This window comes from Arthrobacter sp. SW1 (assembly GCF_001766675.1).
Classification (GTDB): Bacteria; Actinomycetota; Actinomycetes; order Actinomycetales; family Micrococcaceae; genus Arthrobacter.
Genome location: NZ_MJLT01000004.1, coordinates 83,867 through 99,117 on the forward strand (window position 1 = coordinate 83,867; position 15,251 = coordinate 99,117).

The window sequence follows — 15,251 nt, forward strand, 5'->3', positions numbered from 1 at the left end:
CACATGAGCCAGACAATCAACCGGGACGGCAGCGCCGCCGGATCCGCACATAAGATCAGTGGCAAGGGACTGAAGACAGGGCAGCTGGGCCTGCTCGCCGTCGTCGTCCTTGGTATTTCCACCATCGCCCCCGCGTACACCCTGACCGGCGCCCTCGGCCCCACCATCGCCACGGTCGGGCTGCAACTCCCCGCCATCTTCCTCATCGGCTTCATCCCGATGATCCTTGTCTCCCTCGCCTACCGCGAGCTCAACGCCGACTCCCCGGACAGCGGCACCACCTTCACCTGGGTCACCAAGGCCTTCGGCCCCTGGGTGGGCTGGATGGGCGGCTGGGGCCTGCTGGCAGCCAACATCATCGTGCTGTCCAACCTGGCCGGCGTGGCCGTGGACTTCTTCTACCTGTTCCTCTCGCAGCTGCTGAACAACCCGGGCATCGCGGACCTCGCCGCCGACAAGTTCCTCAACGTCATCACCTGCCTGGTGTTCGTTGGCCTGTCCGTCTGGGTCAGCTACCGCGGCCTGCACACCACCAAGATCGTCCAGTACGGACTGGTGGGCTTCCAGGTCCTCGCCCTGGGCCTCTTCGCCGTCATGGCCTTCGCCAACTGGTCCGCCTCGGAAACCGCCATCGCCTTCAGCTGGGACTGGTTCGACGTCAGCAAGGTTGAAAGCTTCGGCCAGATCGCCGCCGGCATCTCGCTGTCCATCTTCGTGTACTGGGGCTGGGACGTCTGCCTCACCGTCAACGAAGAAACCGCCAACGGCAAGAAGACCGCAGGCCTCGCAGGCACCCTGACCGCCCTCGCAGTCCTGGGCATCTACCTTGTTGTCACCATCGCCACCATGATGTTCGCCGGCGTCGGCGACACCGGCGTCGGCCTGAACAACGAAGAGAACCACGCGAACATCTTCACCGCCCTGGCCTCCCCCGTCATGGGCCCGCTGGCCATCCTGATGTCCCTCGCCGTGCTCTCCAGCTCCGCCGCGTCGCTGCAGTCCACCATGACCGCACCGTCCCGCAGCCTGCTGGCCATGGCGCACTACGGCGCCCTGCCCAAGCCGTTCGCCCACATGAGCGAAAAGTTCTCGACGCCGGGCTTCGCCACCATTGCCGCCGGCGTCCTGTCCGCGGGCTTCTACGCGATCATGCACATCGTCAGCGAGAACGTCCTCAACGACACCATCCTGGCCCTGGGCTTGATGATCTGCTTCTACTACGGCCTCACCGCGATCGCCTGCGCCTGGTATTTCCGCAACAGCATCTTCAGCAGCGCACGCAACTTCGTGCTCCGCGGCCTGTGCCCGGTGCTGGGCGGCGTCGGCCTGTTCGTGGTGTTCTTCCAGACCGCCGTGGACAGCTGGGCTCCGGAGTTCGGGAGCGGATCGGAAATCGGCGGCGTGGGCCTTGTGTTCATCCTCGGCGTCGGAATCCTGGCACTGGGCGTGGTCTGCATGCTGATCCAGGCCCGGCTGCGCCCCGGCTTCTTCAAGGGAGAAACCATCCGGAAGGACACCCCCGCGCTGGTGGTTCCCGAATGACTTTCGACGTCTGAGCGGAGCGTCGGAAAGAGCGGCGCCGCCTGAAGCGTTTGCTCGCAGCGAAGCCCTGGTCCGGAGTCCGGACCAGGGCTTCACTGTGCCCCCTGATTACTGCACGCCCTGCCTGCTCAGCTGATCACGCAGCGGCTCACCAGTAGTGCGCCACATCCACCACCAGCCGGGACCCCGTTCCCGGTCCGGCGAGGGTGAAGACCCGGAACGGAAGCCGTGCACGGACGCCCAGTCCAAGCGTGGTGTAGCCTTCGAAGCTGCCTGCCCAGGCCACCTGCCGGAACGTCTGGTAACCGGACACGTTGCTCAGTTCCTTCTTGTTGGCCGGGTTGTACGTGGCCTGGCCGCTGCTGTTGTACGCAGGGGCGTTGACCGTGACCTGGATGAAGGCACCGCCGCGCAGCGGAACAGGGAGGCCGGAGCCGTCCTGGACCACCTGCGACACGTACTTCACCGTGTAACCGGCAACTTTGCCGTTGAGGTCGATCACCAGGCGGTCGAAGCATGGCTGCTGGCCCGTCCTGACGTTCGTGACTTGTGCACCGGACATCGCGGCGTTGGTCTTGGCCAACGACCCCCAGGTGATGCCACAGTATGAGGCCGCCGAAGCGGGCCCCGGGACGATGAGACCAAGACCGGCAGCCATAGCCAGGGCCACCAACCAGGTGTAGAACTTTTTCATTGCGGGCCACCTCCTTGAGTGATTGATACGTCAAGGGTAGGAGCGTTTCGGGCCGAAAGAACCGGCTGTATCCGCTTCGGCGCACAACCGTTAGTCCGCCCTTCCGCGGGTCACGGAGCGTCATCGCAACGGCGCCCAAAAGCCGTTTTCCGGGGGTTTGCGGCCCCTTCCGCAACCCCGTTCGTTATGCGGCATAACGACGGCGGCGGGCGCCGCCGGGGCGCTCAGCCCGGTGCCGCCGTCGGACACTCCCGCGAACGCCGGCGCCGGCGCCGGCGCCGGGAAAAATGCCAGGGAAAAACAAAACCCCGCCGCGCTGGAATCCAGCGGGCGGGGCATGATGCCGCGAAGCTTAGCCTTCGCAGTCGTAGCAGTACTTGAGGCCGTTCTTCTCCAGCGCGATCTGCGAGCGGTGGCGGACCAGGAAGCAGGACGAACAGGTGAATTCATCGGACTGCTCCGGAACAACCACAACGGTCAATTCTTCGCCGGACAGGTCGGCGCCCGGAAGGTCGATGCCTTCAGCCGTGTCGTTTTCGTCAACATCGATGACAGCGGTCTGGGCAGCGGCGCCGCGGGACGCCTGAAGTGCCTCAAGCGATTCGGCGGGAGACTCTTCTTCGGTCTTGCGTGGGGCGTCGTAATCGGTAGCCATTAGTGTGGTTCGCTTTCGTTGCTGCACAGTGCCATTCCGGCACCTCAGTGAAGGAGTTTAGGGCATAGTACACGGCTTCAACGAATAGTGTGTCCAAGAAAACATTTTCACGACTTGGGCAGGGCTTCGGAGCTTGATTCACAGGGTAATCCGGCTGATTGCCCACCCGGGTTAAATGCGGGAGCTTCCGCGGATTGCTCCGCGGAAGCTCCCGTGCCTAACCGCTTCCGGTCAGCTGGTGGGGTATCCCGGTCCGTACATGACCGAGTAGTGCGACAGGTTCTTGCCGGAGGTGTGCCAGATGGTCACGCTGGTGACTCCGGGATCGTAGTAGGTGATCTCGGCGCCGAGGCCCTGGTTGGCCGAACCTGCCTTGACGCAGGTTGCCGTGATGACCATGCCCTCAGGTGCTTCCAGGGTGATCGATCCAACGCCGTCAGCGACGTTCACGCGTCCGGTGTCCCAGTCAGGACAAAGTTGTCCCGCAGGAACGGCAGCGCCGGCGGGCATGGCCCCGCCGAGGATAGCCAGGCCCGCAACGGCAACCGCGGCCAGTGTTCGCTTCATTTCTTACTCCTCAATGAGCATTGAAAACTCCCGGCCCCGGGACCTTGTGGTTCCCGCGGCCTCTGCGTTCTGGCCGGCCATTTCAAGTGATGAAATCCGCGCACTCGGATCGTTGGCACATGACGCGCCCCAACTGTGCACCATCTCCACCGTCCAGCTCGTGACAGATGGCATCCCGGTGAATGCCCACACGCCATATGCGTGCTGCTAGAAACGATAGGCAGGCGCGGGAACGGGCGCCCGAGTAGTTTGTACTCGTTTTTCGGCACCCGTTTCCGCGCCTTTTCCCCGCGATTACTCAGTTCCTGCGCAGCTGTCCGCCGCCGCTACCCGAAGAGCCTTACGGAAGTTGCACGGGGTCGCCGTCGCTGAGCACGAACCGTAGCGCCCGGCCATCCGCAAGGACTCCGATATCCGCCAGCGGATCACCCTCCACTGCGATCAGGTCCGCGTAGCAGCCCTCAGCGATGACACCGGCCCGGCCACCTTCTCCGATGATCTCCGCGCCCACCAGGGTGGCGGAGCGGAGGATCTCCAGGGGCTCCTGGACACGGGCCCGCAGGCGGAACTCCTCAAGTTGGAACTCGAGGCCGGCGCCATGCAGGTCCGTGCCGTAGCCGATCCGGACACCGGCAGCGGAAGCCTTGGCCAAAGATTCGAGGCCGCGCTCGAAGATGTCCTCCACTGCAGCTTTCTTGGCCGGGTCCAGACCGTGGCCCGTGGCGCCGGACAGGATCGCCCAGTACGTGGCCAGGGTAGGCACGTAGAAGGCTCCCTTGGACAGGAAGAGATCGATGCATTCGCCGTCCAGGAGGTTGCCGTGCTCGATCGTCCTGACGCCCAGCCGCAGCGCCCGGGAAACGGCTTCCGCGGTATAGACGTGCGCGGCGATGTAGCGGTGCGCCAGCCGGGCTTCGTCGACGGCGGCGCTCACCTCCGCGTCCGAGAACGCCAGGGCTTCGAGCCGCATCTTGGAAATGACGCCGCCGGAGAGGGTCATCTTGATGTGGTCGGCGCCGTCCCGGAAGCGGGCCCGCAGCGCCCTGCGGATCTCCACCTCGCCGTCGACCACTTCCGTCAACGCATGGCCCCCTGTGGGCGCGAAGATCGGCCCGCCTGCCTTGAGCCGCGGCGCGGTGAGCAGCCTTTCATCGATCGCCTGGGCCAGGCCGTTGTCCGCGCCACCCATGTCCCGGACCGTGGTGAAGCCGCGCAGCAGCATCTCGTGCAGCACCCGTGCCGTGCGGGCGGCGTGGTAATCCGGGGACCAGGACAGGATCTCGTTGAAGTCGCCCGAAGCCTGGGTGACGTGGGCGTGCGCGTCGATCAGGCCGGGCAGCACGGTAAGGCCGCGGAGGTCGATCTCCGTGGCGCCCTCCACGCTGCGGGTGGACTCCGAAATCTCGGCGATCCTGCCGTCGCGGGCGACGATGCTCCGCTCCGGTCCGAGTTGTCCGGTCTCGACGTCGAGAATCCTCGCGTTGCGAAGGACCACGGGTTTCCGTGGCGGGTGGTGCGGTTCGAGGCGTACTGCCATCGGCTAGTTCCTTTCTGCCTGGAGCGGCTGTTCGTCCTTTAGCGGTTCTGCGCGGTCTTCTTCGTGATCGTCCGCGCCCCGTGAGCGGATGCCGGACACCGGGCTCGCGTCGATCTCCTCCAGCGAGCGGCCGCTGGTGGACAGACCGAAGAGGAGCACGACGACGGCGGCGGCGCCAAGGACGGACATCACCATTACGAAGACCCCGCCGAAGCCGAGCGAGGGATATGCCGCGCCGATAAGGATGGGAGCAGTGATGCCGCCGATACGGCCGAAGGCCGAAGCGCTTCCCATGCCCGTGGCCCTCAGCTTGGTGCCGTAGACCTCCGGTGTGTAGGCGTACAGGCCGGCGTAGCAGCCGTTCATGAAGAAGGACAGCAGCGAACCGCAGGCCAGGACCATGCCTTCCGAGGACGCCTGCGACAGGAAGAAGGCGGATGCCGTGCCGCCGATCAGGTACAGGGCGATGGTCACGCGGCGGCTCAGCCGTTCGTTGAGGTACGCAGCGCTGTAATAGCCGGGAACCTGGGCGAGCGTGATGATGAGCGAATAGGTGAAGCTGGTTGTGATGTTCATGCCCTTCGCCACCAGCAGGGACGGAATCCAAGTGAAGAAGCCGTAGAAGGAGAACGTCACGGAAAGCCAGAGAAGCCAGATCACAGCGGTCCGGCGCGCGTTGCCGTTCCGCCAGAGGTCAAGGTGCTGGAACAGCGGCGGAGTCTTGGTCCCGGGCGCCACCCGGACCGGTGTTGCCTTCGAAGGGGTGGGGACCAATCGCCCTTCTTCCAGGCCGCGCACGATCTCCTCGGCCTGGGCTTCGCGTCCGCGGGTCAGCAGCCAGCGCGGGGACTCAGGCAGGACCCGCCGCCACCAGATCAGCATGAAGACCGGGAGCGCCGTGATGAGCTGGGCGATGCGCCAGCCTTCGGGCAGGTTGGCCACCACCGTGGTGCCGATGAACGCGGCGGCAACGTAGCCGAGCGCGAAGAATCCGGCCACCGCGCCTACGAAGAAGCCGCGGCGCTTCTTCGGGATGAATTCCGCGATGAAAGTGGGCACGATCGCGCCTTCCGCGCCGAGGCCGATGCCGGCGATCACGCGCATGACGAAGAAGAATTCCCAGTTCTGGGCGAAGGCCGCCACCACGGTGGCCGCGGTGTAGACGAACAGGGCGTACATCATGACCTTGCGCCGGCCGATCCGGTCGCCGAGCACTCCGGCGGCGAGCGCACCGAACAGGATGCCGATGAGCAAGGCGCTGCCGATCAGGCCCGTCTGGGCGCCGCTGAGCTGCCACATCGGTTTGATGATCGGCATGAGGTAGGAAATGAGGGAGCCGTCCATGGCGTCAAAGAGGAGGCCGAGCCCGCCGATCACCGCTAATTGGATATGCGGCTTCTTGATGGGCATGTTATCCATCCGGTCAAGGAGTGACCGCGTCGTTGCCATCACACTGCCTTTCTGTCGGAGCAAACGTTTGGGTGGAAAGGGGGCGCCCCCACACCCTTGGCATACAGAGTTTCACTAAATGTGTGCAATGTCACTAGTAATAGGTGACATTGCACAGTTTTGGTATGCCAAACGTTCCCGACGGTGGCCCCAATGAAAGGCGTGTTAAACCACGCAGGCACCCGGGAGTCCCGGGTGCCTGCTCCTGGCCGCGGTGCGCTTAGCCGTGGTTGTAGTTGTACACGACGTGCTTGGCGCGGGAGAAGTCCTCCAGGGCGTAGGCCGAAGGTCACTGCCGTAGCCGGAGCCCGTGAAACCACCCCAGAGTATCTCGGTGGCGATCACCAAGTGGGAGTTGCCCCGTGCCGAAGTCGAGCTTGCGCGGCACGGACAGCGAGCGCGCGGCGTTCGTGGTCCACACCGGGGCCGCCAGTCCGTATACAGTCTCATTGACGCGCGCAACGGCTTCTTCCTCGGTGCTGAAGGTTTCCACGTACACCACCAGGCCGAAGATCTCCGTGCTGGCGATCGGAGCACCCACCGGGACGCCGGTCACCGCGGTGGGCTCGATGAAGTAGCCCGGGCCTTCCAGGCATTGCCGCCGACGGCGATGGTCAATCCGTCCTTGCGGGCGTCTTCCAGTGCGGCGAAACACGCTCCTAATGGGCATTGGAAATCATCGAACCAATTTCCGCGTCCTCCTCGGAACCTGGAGGGCCCACGGCGATCTCGTGTACCAGCAATTCGGCGACCTTCTCCGCCACCGATTCCGCCAAGAGACGTGGCAAGAGCTACCCGCCCTAAAAGGGGAACTTAGGCCGTACCCTCAGGCACGTTCTCGGCGGCAACTACCGTTTGCTCTACACGACTACCAAGCCAGACCGACCGACTTGATTTCTGGATGCAGCCTATAGATGCTTTCCGTAATACAGATCTCTGCGTGCTTTTGACGCGCGCTGCCCTCGTCAAGCGGAGTACCTACCATCGCAAGGTAGCTGCGTGCCGAATCTGGAACAACATGGCCCAACTTCTCCATGCATTCCTGAGCCGCTAGGCGGACCTTTTCCTCCATGATTTGCTCATTGGTGTTGGTGAAAACCGAAGACACTGTCGCCCAGTGCCGCTTCTCGCAATCAAAACTGTGTCGGTCCATTTTTGCCAGGTCGCCGCCACGCGAATCATAGGTAAAGAGAAAAGATATCCCATCACCGGGGTTCAAAATTGGTTCAGAAACTCCATACCCGCCCTCAGCCATGCATTTTCTTAGATTCGCAAATGCGCTCGCATACCTGGATTTATCAATAAAGCCCTCAGACAGGAGTTCCGACGACTCAAGATTGCCCAGCTCGCGCTCCTTCTGCGCCATCGTCTTTATCTCATCCGAGCTAAGAATCTTCGGCTCCTGCGGGACCGGGCCTTGCGCGCATCCAATCACCGAAATCGAGCTAGCGAGGGCTAAGCTAAACGCCGACGTATAGCGAGCAAGACCCGGGCCCTTGGGCATTAGGAGTTACCCCAAGCATTCCCAAAGGAGTGAGACCCCCCGTAGTGTGCCCAGTTCTTAGGATCAGACGCGCCATACGAAGCCAATGTGTAGTTATAGCCATATGTCCGCGAACCGACAACGTAACCATTGCCAATCCAATTGTTTGTTACGGCAGCACTTACCGTCTGGCTAAGGCAAGGGTTGTTTCGCTCCGCCGTACTCGCATATGAAACACTTCCCGAGTAGTAGGACGATCCGGCCCACTGAACTGCCCCCCAGCAGTTGGAGGGAGCGTTGTTAAATACTCTGGACTGATAAGCCTGAGCAGGAGCTCCGGTTAAGACCATACCAGCGAGCGCAGTCAGCGCTACTCCAGTCGAAAGCACACGTCTAATCATTTCCCCCTCATTTCTGAAAATGTCGGGACGCTAATGTTGCCCCAACAGAGGCGAGACTAAATGCGCCAATACGCGGTGTCAACTTTGTGAACAACTGTCCTGTTTTGACGCTTCGAACATTCAAAACGGACTTTGCCCCCAGCAGGCAATGCTCATCACGTCCGCAGCGATTCCACGGAGTCGAAGGAATAGATTCCGGAAGCTCGGAAAATACGCCCGCGCCAGCGCCGGTCAGACCACCAGGAGCCCGGAAAACAGGACGGTCAATGAGCGCTCGAGCGAGGCGCGCAGACCTTCGGGCAGGAAGTTAAGGCCGGGATCGGTGGCGTACGCGTCCCGCACCGCCTGGGGCGGATGGGCATGGGACCAGTAAGCCCCCACCAACAGCATGATGGTGCGCGCCGCCTCCCGGGCGCGCGGCATATCCAGCTCGGGGATGGCTTCGTGGATCGCGCCGGCAAAATCGCCGAGGATCGCATGGCCTTCGCGCTTGTAGCGCACCACGGTTTCAGCGGACACATTGCGTTCCAGGACTCCAGCCTGGGAGCTGAGCAGCTCGCAGAACATATCCTGCGCGGCGAACGCCGAAGCCAATGCGGCGGACACCGAAATGACGCGCTCCTGCACAGGCTGGCGGACGTCGACGGCGCGCAGCTGCCCAACCGCGCCGGACAGGAAGTCGCGGGCCAGCTGCGCGAAAAGGTCGAGCAGCACCCCTTCACGGGATTCGAAGTACCGCAGCACATTCGACTTGGCCAGGCCGACGCGGCGGCTGAGTTCATTGAGGCTGAGCTCTGCCACCGGCATTTCGGACATCATGGACGCCGCTGTTTCAAGGATGGCCTGCCGCCTTGCCTCGCGCTGCTCATCGCTTCTGGCGCGCTGGAATGTCGTCACCACGCCATTTTACAGACTGGCGGTCTATTGACAACGAACCGTCGGTCTTTTAAATTAGAGACCATCGGTCCGATAAAGCGGACCAAGCAGCCACGGCGAGGAAAGAAGACATGATGGACAGCAAGGTCGCACTGGTCACCGGCGGTTCCTCCGGCATCGGCGAGGCCGCCGCGAGGGACCTTAATAAGGCCGGTTTCACGGTCTACGCCGCCGCCCGCCGGACGGAACGGATGGCCTCGCTCGAACAAGACGGAATCCGGACGCTCGCGCTGGACGTCACGGACGACGCATCGGCGCGTGCCGCCGTCGAGCGGGTCATTGCGGCGGAAGGCCGGATCGATGTCCTCGTGAACAACGCCGGATACGGTTCCTACGGAGCGCTTGAAGAAGTGCCCCTGGACGAAGCCCAGGCGCAGTTGGACGTCAACGTGCTCGGCCTGGCGCGTATGACCCAACTTGTCCTGCCGCATATGCGCGCCCGCCGCTCCGGCACCATCATCAATATCAGCTCCATGGGCGGCCGCTTCGCCACGCCTTTCGGCTCCTGGTACCACGCCAGCAAATACGCCGTCGAAGGCATGAGTGACGCCATGCGCCTGGAACTGGCGCCGTTCGGCATTGACGTGGTCCTCATCGAGCCCGGCGGGATCCGCAGCGAATGGGGCGCTATCGCCGCCGATCGGCTGCGCTCCGTTTCCGGGCGGGGCCCCTACCGCGCCCAGGCTGAGGCGACGACGGCCACGCTCGCGGCGAGCTCGGAGCCGGGATATCGCCTCGCCTCGCCTCCCGGGGTCGTCGCCCGGGCCATTACGACGGCGGCCACCGCCCGCAAGCCGCGGACCCGCTACAGCGTGGGAATCGGCGCTGCCCCGATGATCGCCCTTAGCCGGATCCTCCCTGACCGGGTCTTCGACAAGTTCATCACGCGGCTTACCGGCGCCGCTACCACCCGGTTAGCCAGCAGCGCCTAGATGCCGTGCTCCGAGCAGGTGCCGTGCTCCGAGCAAAGGAAAACCCCGTCCGGGCCACGTTTCCGCGGGCCCGGACGGGGTCCGGTGGAGCCCCCTGCCGGATTCGAACCGGCGACCCCCTGTTTACAAGACAGGTGCTCTGGCCAACTGAGCTAAGGAGGCGTGCCCCGGCCAAGCGGGGCGTTACGCACAAAGAGCGCTCAACTGCGTCGCTAAAAGCAGCGCTCAACAAGGGTAGCCCATTCCTGGCGTTCCCCACCAAAACGCAAAATGCGGGCCGCGCGCTGGTTCACCAGCACACGGCCCGCATCCGTAGCGCGGAAGGACTACTTCTTCGCGGTCTTCGCGGCGATCGCCTTGTTCAGCTCGCCGGGGAGGTCCTGACCCGCCCATTGCTTGCCGTCGATGAAGACGGTGGGCGTACCGGTAACGCCGATGACTCCCGCTTCCTGGGTAGCAACCTTCACGTACGGGCGGAAGGTCTTCTCCTCCACACAGGAATCGATGCTGGCTGCACCGACCTCGGTGGCCATCTTCTTGAGGTCGTTGTCCGAAATGCCGGCGCCGCCTTCGGCAGGCTGGCGTTCGAACAGCAGGTCAACGAAGGCGGAGTACTTGTCCGGCGAGGTGTTCACTACGCAGGCCGCGGCGTTGGCGGCGCGGGACGAATAGTTAGTGGTGGAACGGGTGTCCAGGAAGCCCAAGGCACGGTATTCGAGGGAGATCTTCCCTTCGTCGCGCAGCTTGGTAAGCATTTCTCCGTAGTTGGCCTCGAAGTCCTTGCAGATGGGGCAGATGAAGTCGATGTAAGCAACCACCTTGACGGGCTTGCCGGCTTCCGCTTCCGCGCCGGGCGCGACGACGGTGGCAGGCTTCGTCGGCGGGGCGGAGGGCAGTGCCGCGAGGTCCACAGTGGCCGCCTCGGACTTGGCAACTTCGGTCCCCTTCAGCAGCGTGACACCGCCGTGCACGTTGCCGTTGGCCGGCGTCGGGCCCTTGTCCGCAATCGGGGCGTTGTTCTGGATGCCCTGCATAACAGTCAAAGCGATGATGCCGATGATCAAAACAACGGCAACCACGATGCCCCAGCCGATGAGCAGCTTGTTCCTCTTGTCCTTCTTAAGCTGCGCTTCGCGGATCTCTCGGGCCTTCTCGCGGGCCTGGGCGGTGCGCTCTGCCTTGGACAGGCGCGGTTCGTTTGCGGGGCTCATCAGTTCCTCGTTGATCGGTGGCTTGGTACAGGGTGTGGCACTTGGGCCAGTTTACGGGTGAAGACCACCCTGACGGCCGAGGCACCAACCTCCGTTCAATGAACGAGCGGATGTAGGCGATGATTCCCGCCGGTAGGGTGGGATGTGAGTCACAAGCAATCCCAGGGAGCAGCAATGCACAAACCGGCAAGCGAAAAACTCACAACAAAGGAAAAACGGAAACCCTCGCCATCAGCGGCCAAGTACGACTTCATGGTGGTTTCCAACAGGTTGCCCGTGGACCGTTGTTCCGCTGAAGACGTGGCGAACGGGAGCGCTGGCTGGCGCCGCTCACCCGGTGGCCTGGTAACGGCACTCGCACCCATGATGGCCAAGAGCGACGGCGCGTGGGTGGGCTGGCACGGCGCCCCGGACGAGGCACTGGAACCGTTCAGCCATGACGACATGGACCTGGTCCCGGTAGAGCTCAGCGCGGACGATGTTGAGCTGTATTACGAAGGATTTTCGAACGCCACTTTGTGGCCGCTCTACCACGACGTCATCGCCCCGCCGGAGTTCCACCGCACCTGGTGGGACGCCTACCGCAGGGTGAACCAAAGGTTCGCCGACGCCGTCGTGCAGTTCGCGGACAAGGGCGCCACCGTCTGGGTGCAGGACTACCAGCTGCAGCTGGTTCCGCAGATGCTGCGCAAGGCGCGGCCGGACCTGCGCATCGGCTTCTTCAACCACATTCCCTTCCCGCCGCCGGAGATCTTCGCCCAACTGCCGTGGCGGCAGGCGATCATCGAGGGCCTGCTCGGTTCGGACCTGGTGGGTTTCCAGCGCCCCAGCGACGCCGCGAACTTCATGCGTTCAGCCCGCCGTTTCCTGGGCGCCAGCGTCAAACAGCAGCAGGTGCACGTCCGGGACGCTGAAGGCCGGATCACGCATATCGCCCGCGCCCAGGCGTTCCCGATCTCCATAGCGGTGGAACAGATCAGCGAACTGGCCACCCGCCCGGACATCGTGGAACGCGCCCAGCAGATCCGCCAGGACCTCGGCAACCCGCGGACCATCCTGCTGGGCGTGGACCGGCTGGACTACACCAAGGGCATCCGCCACCGGCTCAAGGCCTTCGAAGAACTCCTGCAGGACGGCCGGCTGACCGTCCAGGACGCCACCTTGATCCAGGTGGCGAGCCCCAGCCGGGAGCGGGTGGAGCAGTACCGGATCCTCCGCGAAGAGGTCGAAGGCACCGTGGGCCACATCAACGGCAGCTACGACACCATGCAGAACACGGCGGTCCGGTACCTCCACCACAGCTATCCGATCGAGGAGATGGTGGCGCTGTACCTCGCCGCGGACGTCATGCTGGTCACCGCCCTCCGGGACGGCATGAACCTGGTGGCCAAGGAGTACGTCACCGCGCGCACCAACAACACCGGCGCCCTGGTCCTGAGCGAGTTCACCGGCGCGGCCGATCAGCTCAAGCAGGCGCTGCTCGTCAACCCGCACGACATCGACGGGCTCAAGAACACCATCATGCGTGCCGTCGACCTTCCCGCAGTCGAGGCCCGCCGCCGCATGCGCGCCATGCGCAAGCAGATCCTGGACCACGACGTCGACCATTGGTCCTCGGAGTTCCTGGCCGCCCTGGCAGAAAAGGCGGTGCGCGATGACAGCTGAGAACAAGCCGCCCCTGAGCCTCTCCCCCGGACTTCTCGAGGCCGTGCGCGCCATCGCGGAAACCGAGCAGCTACTGGTGGCCATGGACTTCGACGGCACCATCTCGCCGATCGTCGACCACGCCGAGGACGCGCGCCCGCTCCCGCGCTCGGCGGCGGCGTTCGCCGAACTCGCCTCCCTTCCGCGGACGACGACGGCGCTCATCTCCGGGCGCGCACTGTCCAGCCTGCGGGCGGTTGCCGCACCCCCTGCCGCCACGCTGCTGATCGGCAGCCATGGCGCCGAAGCCTGGCTGGGCCCCGGCTCTGCCGGGCTCCATCTGGACCCGGAACAGGAAGCGCTGCTGGCGGAAGTCCGCAGGACGCTGGCCGAGATCGTGGCCATCGCTCCCGGAACGCTCCTCGAAGACAAGCCCGCCGGCGTCGTCCTCCACACCCGGCTGGCCGATGACGATGTTGCCGAAGACGCTGTCGAAGCAGCCCGGACCGCGCTCCAGGGCAAGCACGGCGTTTACCTGAAGGACGGCAAGCGGGTGCTGGAAACCTCGGTGGTCCACGCCTCCAAAGGCGAAGCCGTGGAGTTCCTGCGGCAGGCCACCGGCGCCACGGCGGTCCTCTTCGCGGGGGACGACGTCACGGACGAAGACGCGTTGGGCAGGCTCCTTCCCGGCGACGTCGGCGTCAAGGTGGGGCTGGATTTCACGCAGGCGGAGTTCCGCGTGGAGGCCCCGGTCCATGTGGCTGAACTACTTGAGGCCGTGCTGCGCGAGCGGCGGGACAACGTTGCGTCAGGCTAAGGCCGGAATGTGACGGCCGTAACATTCGCTTCGTTAAAAATGATTTCTGGCATACTCTCTATGTGACGCGGCGCACAGACACCGTGCGGCGTCGCATGAGCTCCCCGCCAAGCGCTCCGGCGCGACTCGCGCTTCCAGGCGTGAATGGCGGGGAGTCCAACTGAATAAAAAGAACCATTCACAACGGATCGTCCGGCACGTACCTGCCGGTGAAGGGAAATGAGAACTGTGGCAACAGTTACTTTCGACAACGCTACGCGTCTGTACCCGGGCACTGATAAGCCCGCCGTCGATAAGCTCAACATCGACATCGCCGATGGCGAATTCCTGGTCCTCGTCGGACCCTCCGGTTGCGGTAAGTCCACCTCCCTGCGCATGCTCGCAGGCCTCGAGGACGTCAACTCCGGCCGCATCCTCATTGGCGACCGCGACGTCACCGACGTTCCGCCGAAGGACCGCGACATCGCAATGGTCTTCCAGAACTACGCCCTGTACCCGCACATGACCGTGGCGGACAACATGGGCTTCGCCCTCAAGATCGCCGGTGTTTCCAAGGAAGAGCGCGCCGAGCGCGTCCGCGAAGCCGCCAAGCTCCTCGACCTCGAGCAGTACCTCGACCGCAAGCCGAAGGCCCTCTCCGGCGGCCAGCGCCAGCGTGTTGCCATGGGCCGCGCAATCGTGCGTAACCCGCAGGTCTTCCTCATGGACGAGCCGCTGTCCAACCTCGATGCCAAGCTCCGCGTCCAGACCCGCACCCAGATCGCGTCCCTGACCCGCCGCCTCGGCGTCACCACCGTGTACGTGACTCACGACCAGGTCGAGGCCATGACCATGGGTGACCGCGTGGCAGTTCTGAAGGACGGCCTCCTGCAGCAGGTGGACACCCCGCGCAACCTCTACGACAAGCCGCAGAACGTGTTCGTTGCCGGCTTCATCGGCTCCCCGGCCATGAACCTGCTGGAACTGCCGGTCGTCGGCGACGGCGTGCAGTTCGGCGGTGCCGTCTACCCGGTCAAGCACGACGTCCTCGAGGACGCCACCGGCAAGACCGTCACCCTCGGTGTCCGTCCGGAAGACCTCGAAACGGTCGGCCAGGGCGAAGGCCTGCAGGTTGAGGTCGACGTCGTCGAAGAACTCGGCGCCGACGCCTACGTTTACGGCCACACCACGCTGGACGGCAAGGACCACGACATCGTGGCCCGCGTCGACGGCCGCCGCCCCCCGATGAAGGGTGAGGCCATCTTCGTCCGTCCGCAGCAGGGCCACGTGCACCTGTTCGACACCAAGACCGGCCTGCGCCTGGGCGACTGACCCAACTGCGTCACCGCATCACCGACGGCGGCTCCTCCACACGGAAGGGCCGCCGTCGGCGTTAACCGCACC

General features: G+C 64.2%; 14 protein-coding genes and 1 tRNA gene. 5 read left to right on the plus strand and 10 right to left on the minus strand.

Annotated elements, in window-relative coordinates:
* Nucleotides 1-3: 3 nt before the first annotated feature.
* Nucleotides 4-1,542, plus strand: a complete 1,539-nt coding sequence (locus tag BIU82_RS04755) for an APC family permease (RefSeq protein ID WP_070348322.1) — start codon at nt 4-6, stop codon at nt 1,540-1,542.
* A 148-nt stretch (nt 1,543-1,690) separates the two neighbouring features.
* Here the strand turns inward: BIU82_RS04755 and BIU82_RS04760 are convergent, their stop codons facing one another.
* The 8 genes from BIU82_RS04760 to BIU82_RS04795 form a co-directional block, all read right to left on the minus strand.
* On the minus strand, nt 1,691-2,236 hold the full coding sequence (locus BIU82_RS04760; RefSeq protein ID WP_070348323.1) for a hypothetical protein: 546 nt from the start codon (nt 2,234-2,236) through the stop codon (nt 1,691-1,693).
* 352 nt (nt 2,237-2,588) lie between these two features.
* Nucleotides 2,589-2,891, minus strand: coding sequence for a DUF4193 domain-containing protein (locus tag BIU82_RS04765; RefSeq protein WP_070348324.1), 303 nt, complete (start codon nt 2,889-2,891; stop codon nt 2,589-2,591).
* Between the two features lie 231 nt (nt 2,892-3,122).
* Complete coding sequence (locus BIU82_RS04770; protein ID WP_070348325.1) at nt 3,123-3,458, minus strand: hypothetical protein; 336 nt, start codon at nt 3,456-3,458, stop codon at nt 3,123-3,125.
* A 340-nt stretch (nt 3,459-3,798) separates the two neighbouring features.
* Nucleotides 3,799-4,995, minus strand: a complete 1,197-nt coding sequence (locus BIU82_RS04775; protein ID WP_070348326.1) for an amidohydrolase family protein — start codon at nt 4,993-4,995, stop codon at nt 3,799-3,801.
* Nucleotides 4,996-4,998: 3 nt separating this feature from the next.
* Nucleotides 4,999-6,405, minus strand: a complete 1,407-nt coding sequence (locus BIU82_RS04780; protein WP_253182685.1) for an MFS transporter — start codon at nt 6,403-6,405, stop codon at nt 4,999-5,001.
* Nucleotides 6,406-6,733: 328 nt separating this feature from the next.
* Nucleotides 6,734-7,114, minus strand: a complete 381-nt coding sequence (locus BIU82_RS20125; protein WP_253182686.1) for an aldehyde dehydrogenase family protein — start codon at nt 7,112-7,114, stop codon at nt 6,734-6,736.
* Between the two features lie 198 nt (nt 7,115-7,312).
* On the minus strand, nt 7,313-7,810 hold the full coding sequence (locus BIU82_RS04790) for a hypothetical protein (RefSeq protein WP_070348329.1): 498 nt from the start codon (nt 7,808-7,810) through the stop codon (nt 7,313-7,315).
* A gap of 749 nt (nt 7,811-8,559) precedes the next feature.
* A complete protein-coding gene (locus BIU82_RS04795; protein WP_070348330.1) occupies nt 8,560-9,225 on the minus strand; it encodes a TetR family transcriptional regulator in 666 nt (221 codons plus the stop codon).
* Between the two features lie 113 nt (nt 9,226-9,338).
* Here BIU82_RS04795 and BIU82_RS04800 point away from each other — a divergent pair, with 113 nt between their 5' ends.
* Nucleotides 9,339-10,196 (plus strand): oxidoreductase, encoded by an 858-nt coding sequence (locus BIU82_RS04800; protein ID WP_070348360.1) that lies wholly within the window; start codon nt 9,339-9,341, stop codon nt 10,194-10,196.
* Nucleotides 10,197-10,281: 85 nt separating this feature from the next.
* Here the strand turns inward: BIU82_RS04800 and BIU82_RS04805 are convergent.
* Both BIU82_RS04805 and BIU82_RS04810 read right to left on the minus strand, forming a co-directional pair.
* A tRNA-Thr gene (locus BIU82_RS04805) sits at nt 10,282-10,358 on the minus strand.
* Nucleotides 10,359-10,522: 164 nt separating this feature from the next.
* Nucleotides 10,523-11,407 carry a DsbA family protein gene (locus tag BIU82_RS04810; protein WP_070348331.1) on the minus strand — a complete coding sequence of 295 codons (885 nt, stop codon included), beginning with the start codon at nt 11,405-11,407 and terminating at the stop codon, nt 10,523-10,525.
* A gap of 174 nt (nt 11,408-11,581) precedes the next feature.
* Between BIU82_RS04810 and BIU82_RS04815 the strand changes: the two genes are divergently transcribed.
* From BIU82_RS04815 to ugpC, 3 genes are all read left to right on the plus strand, one after another.
* The gene (locus BIU82_RS04815) at nt 11,582-13,072 is read left to right on the plus strand and encodes a trehalose-6-phosphate synthase (protein WP_070348332.1); all 1,491 of its coding nucleotides are present in this window, start codon (nt 11,582-11,584) and stop codon (nt 13,070-13,072) included.
* On the plus strand, nt 13,062-13,868 hold the full coding sequence (gene otsB / locus BIU82_RS04820) for a trehalose-phosphatase (RefSeq protein ID WP_070348333.1): 807 nt from the start codon (nt 13,062-13,064) through the stop codon (nt 13,866-13,868). The genes BIU82_RS04815 and otsB overlap by 11 nt, the downstream gene beginning before the upstream one ends.
* Before the next feature lie 228 nt (nt 13,869-14,096).
* Nucleotides 14,097-15,179: a sn-glycerol-3-phosphate ABC transporter ATP-binding protein UgpC gene (ugpC, locus tag BIU82_RS04825; protein ID WP_070348334.1), complete on the plus strand. Its 1,083-nt coding sequence runs from the start codon at nt 14,097-14,099 to the stop codon at nt 15,177-15,179.
* Nucleotides 15,180-15,251 lie beyond the last annotated feature (72 nt).

What these genes read in the sequence shown, in the direction of transcription:
- BIU82_RS04755 (WP_070348322.1), top strand. Translation starts at nt 4, where the DNA reads ATGAGCCAGACAATCAACCGGGACGGCAGCGCCGCCGGATCCGCACAT.
- BIU82_RS04760 (WP_070348323.1), bottom strand. Translation starts at nt 2,236, where the DNA reads ATGAAAAAGTTCTACACCTGGTTGGTGGCCCTGGCTATGGCTGCCGGT.
- BIU82_RS04765 (WP_070348324.1), bottom strand. Translation starts at nt 2,891, where the DNA reads ATGGCTACCGATTACGACGCCCCACGCAAGACCGAAGAAGAGTCTCCC.
- BIU82_RS04770 (WP_070348325.1), bottom strand. Translation starts at nt 3,458, where the DNA reads ATGAAGCGAACACTGGCCGCGGTTGCCGTTGCGGGCCTGGCTATCCTC.
- BIU82_RS04775 (WP_070348326.1), bottom strand. Translation starts at nt 4,995, where the DNA reads ATGGCAGTACGCCTCGAACCGCACCACCCGCCACGGAAACCCGTGGTC.
- BIU82_RS04780 (WP_253182685.1), bottom strand. Translation starts at nt 6,405, where the DNA reads ATGCCCATCAAGAAGCCGCATATCCAATTAGCGGTGATCGGCGGGCTC.
- BIU82_RS20125 (WP_253182686.1), bottom strand. Translation starts at nt 7,114, where the DNA reads ATGCCCATTAGGAGCGTGTTTCGCCGCACTGGAAGACGCCCGCAAGGA.
- BIU82_RS04790 (WP_070348329.1), bottom strand. Translation starts at nt 7,810, where the DNA reads ATGGCGCAGAAGGAGCGCGAGCTGGGCAATCTTGAGTCGTCGGAACTC.
- BIU82_RS04800 (WP_070348360.1), top strand. Translation starts at nt 9,339, where the DNA reads ATGGACAGCAAGGTCGCACTGGTCACCGGCGGTTCCTCCGGCATCGGC.
- BIU82_RS04810 (WP_070348331.1), bottom strand. Translation starts at nt 11,407, where the DNA reads ATGAGCCCCGCAAACGAACCGCGCCTGTCCAAGGCAGAGCGCACCGCC.
- BIU82_RS04815 (WP_070348332.1), top strand. Translation starts at nt 11,582, where the DNA reads ATGCACAAACCGGCAAGCGAAAAACTCACAACAAAGGAAAAACGGAAA.
- otsB (WP_070348333.1), top strand. Translation starts at nt 13,062, where the DNA reads ATGACAGCTGAGAACAAGCCGCCCCTGAGCCTCTCCCCCGGACTTCTC.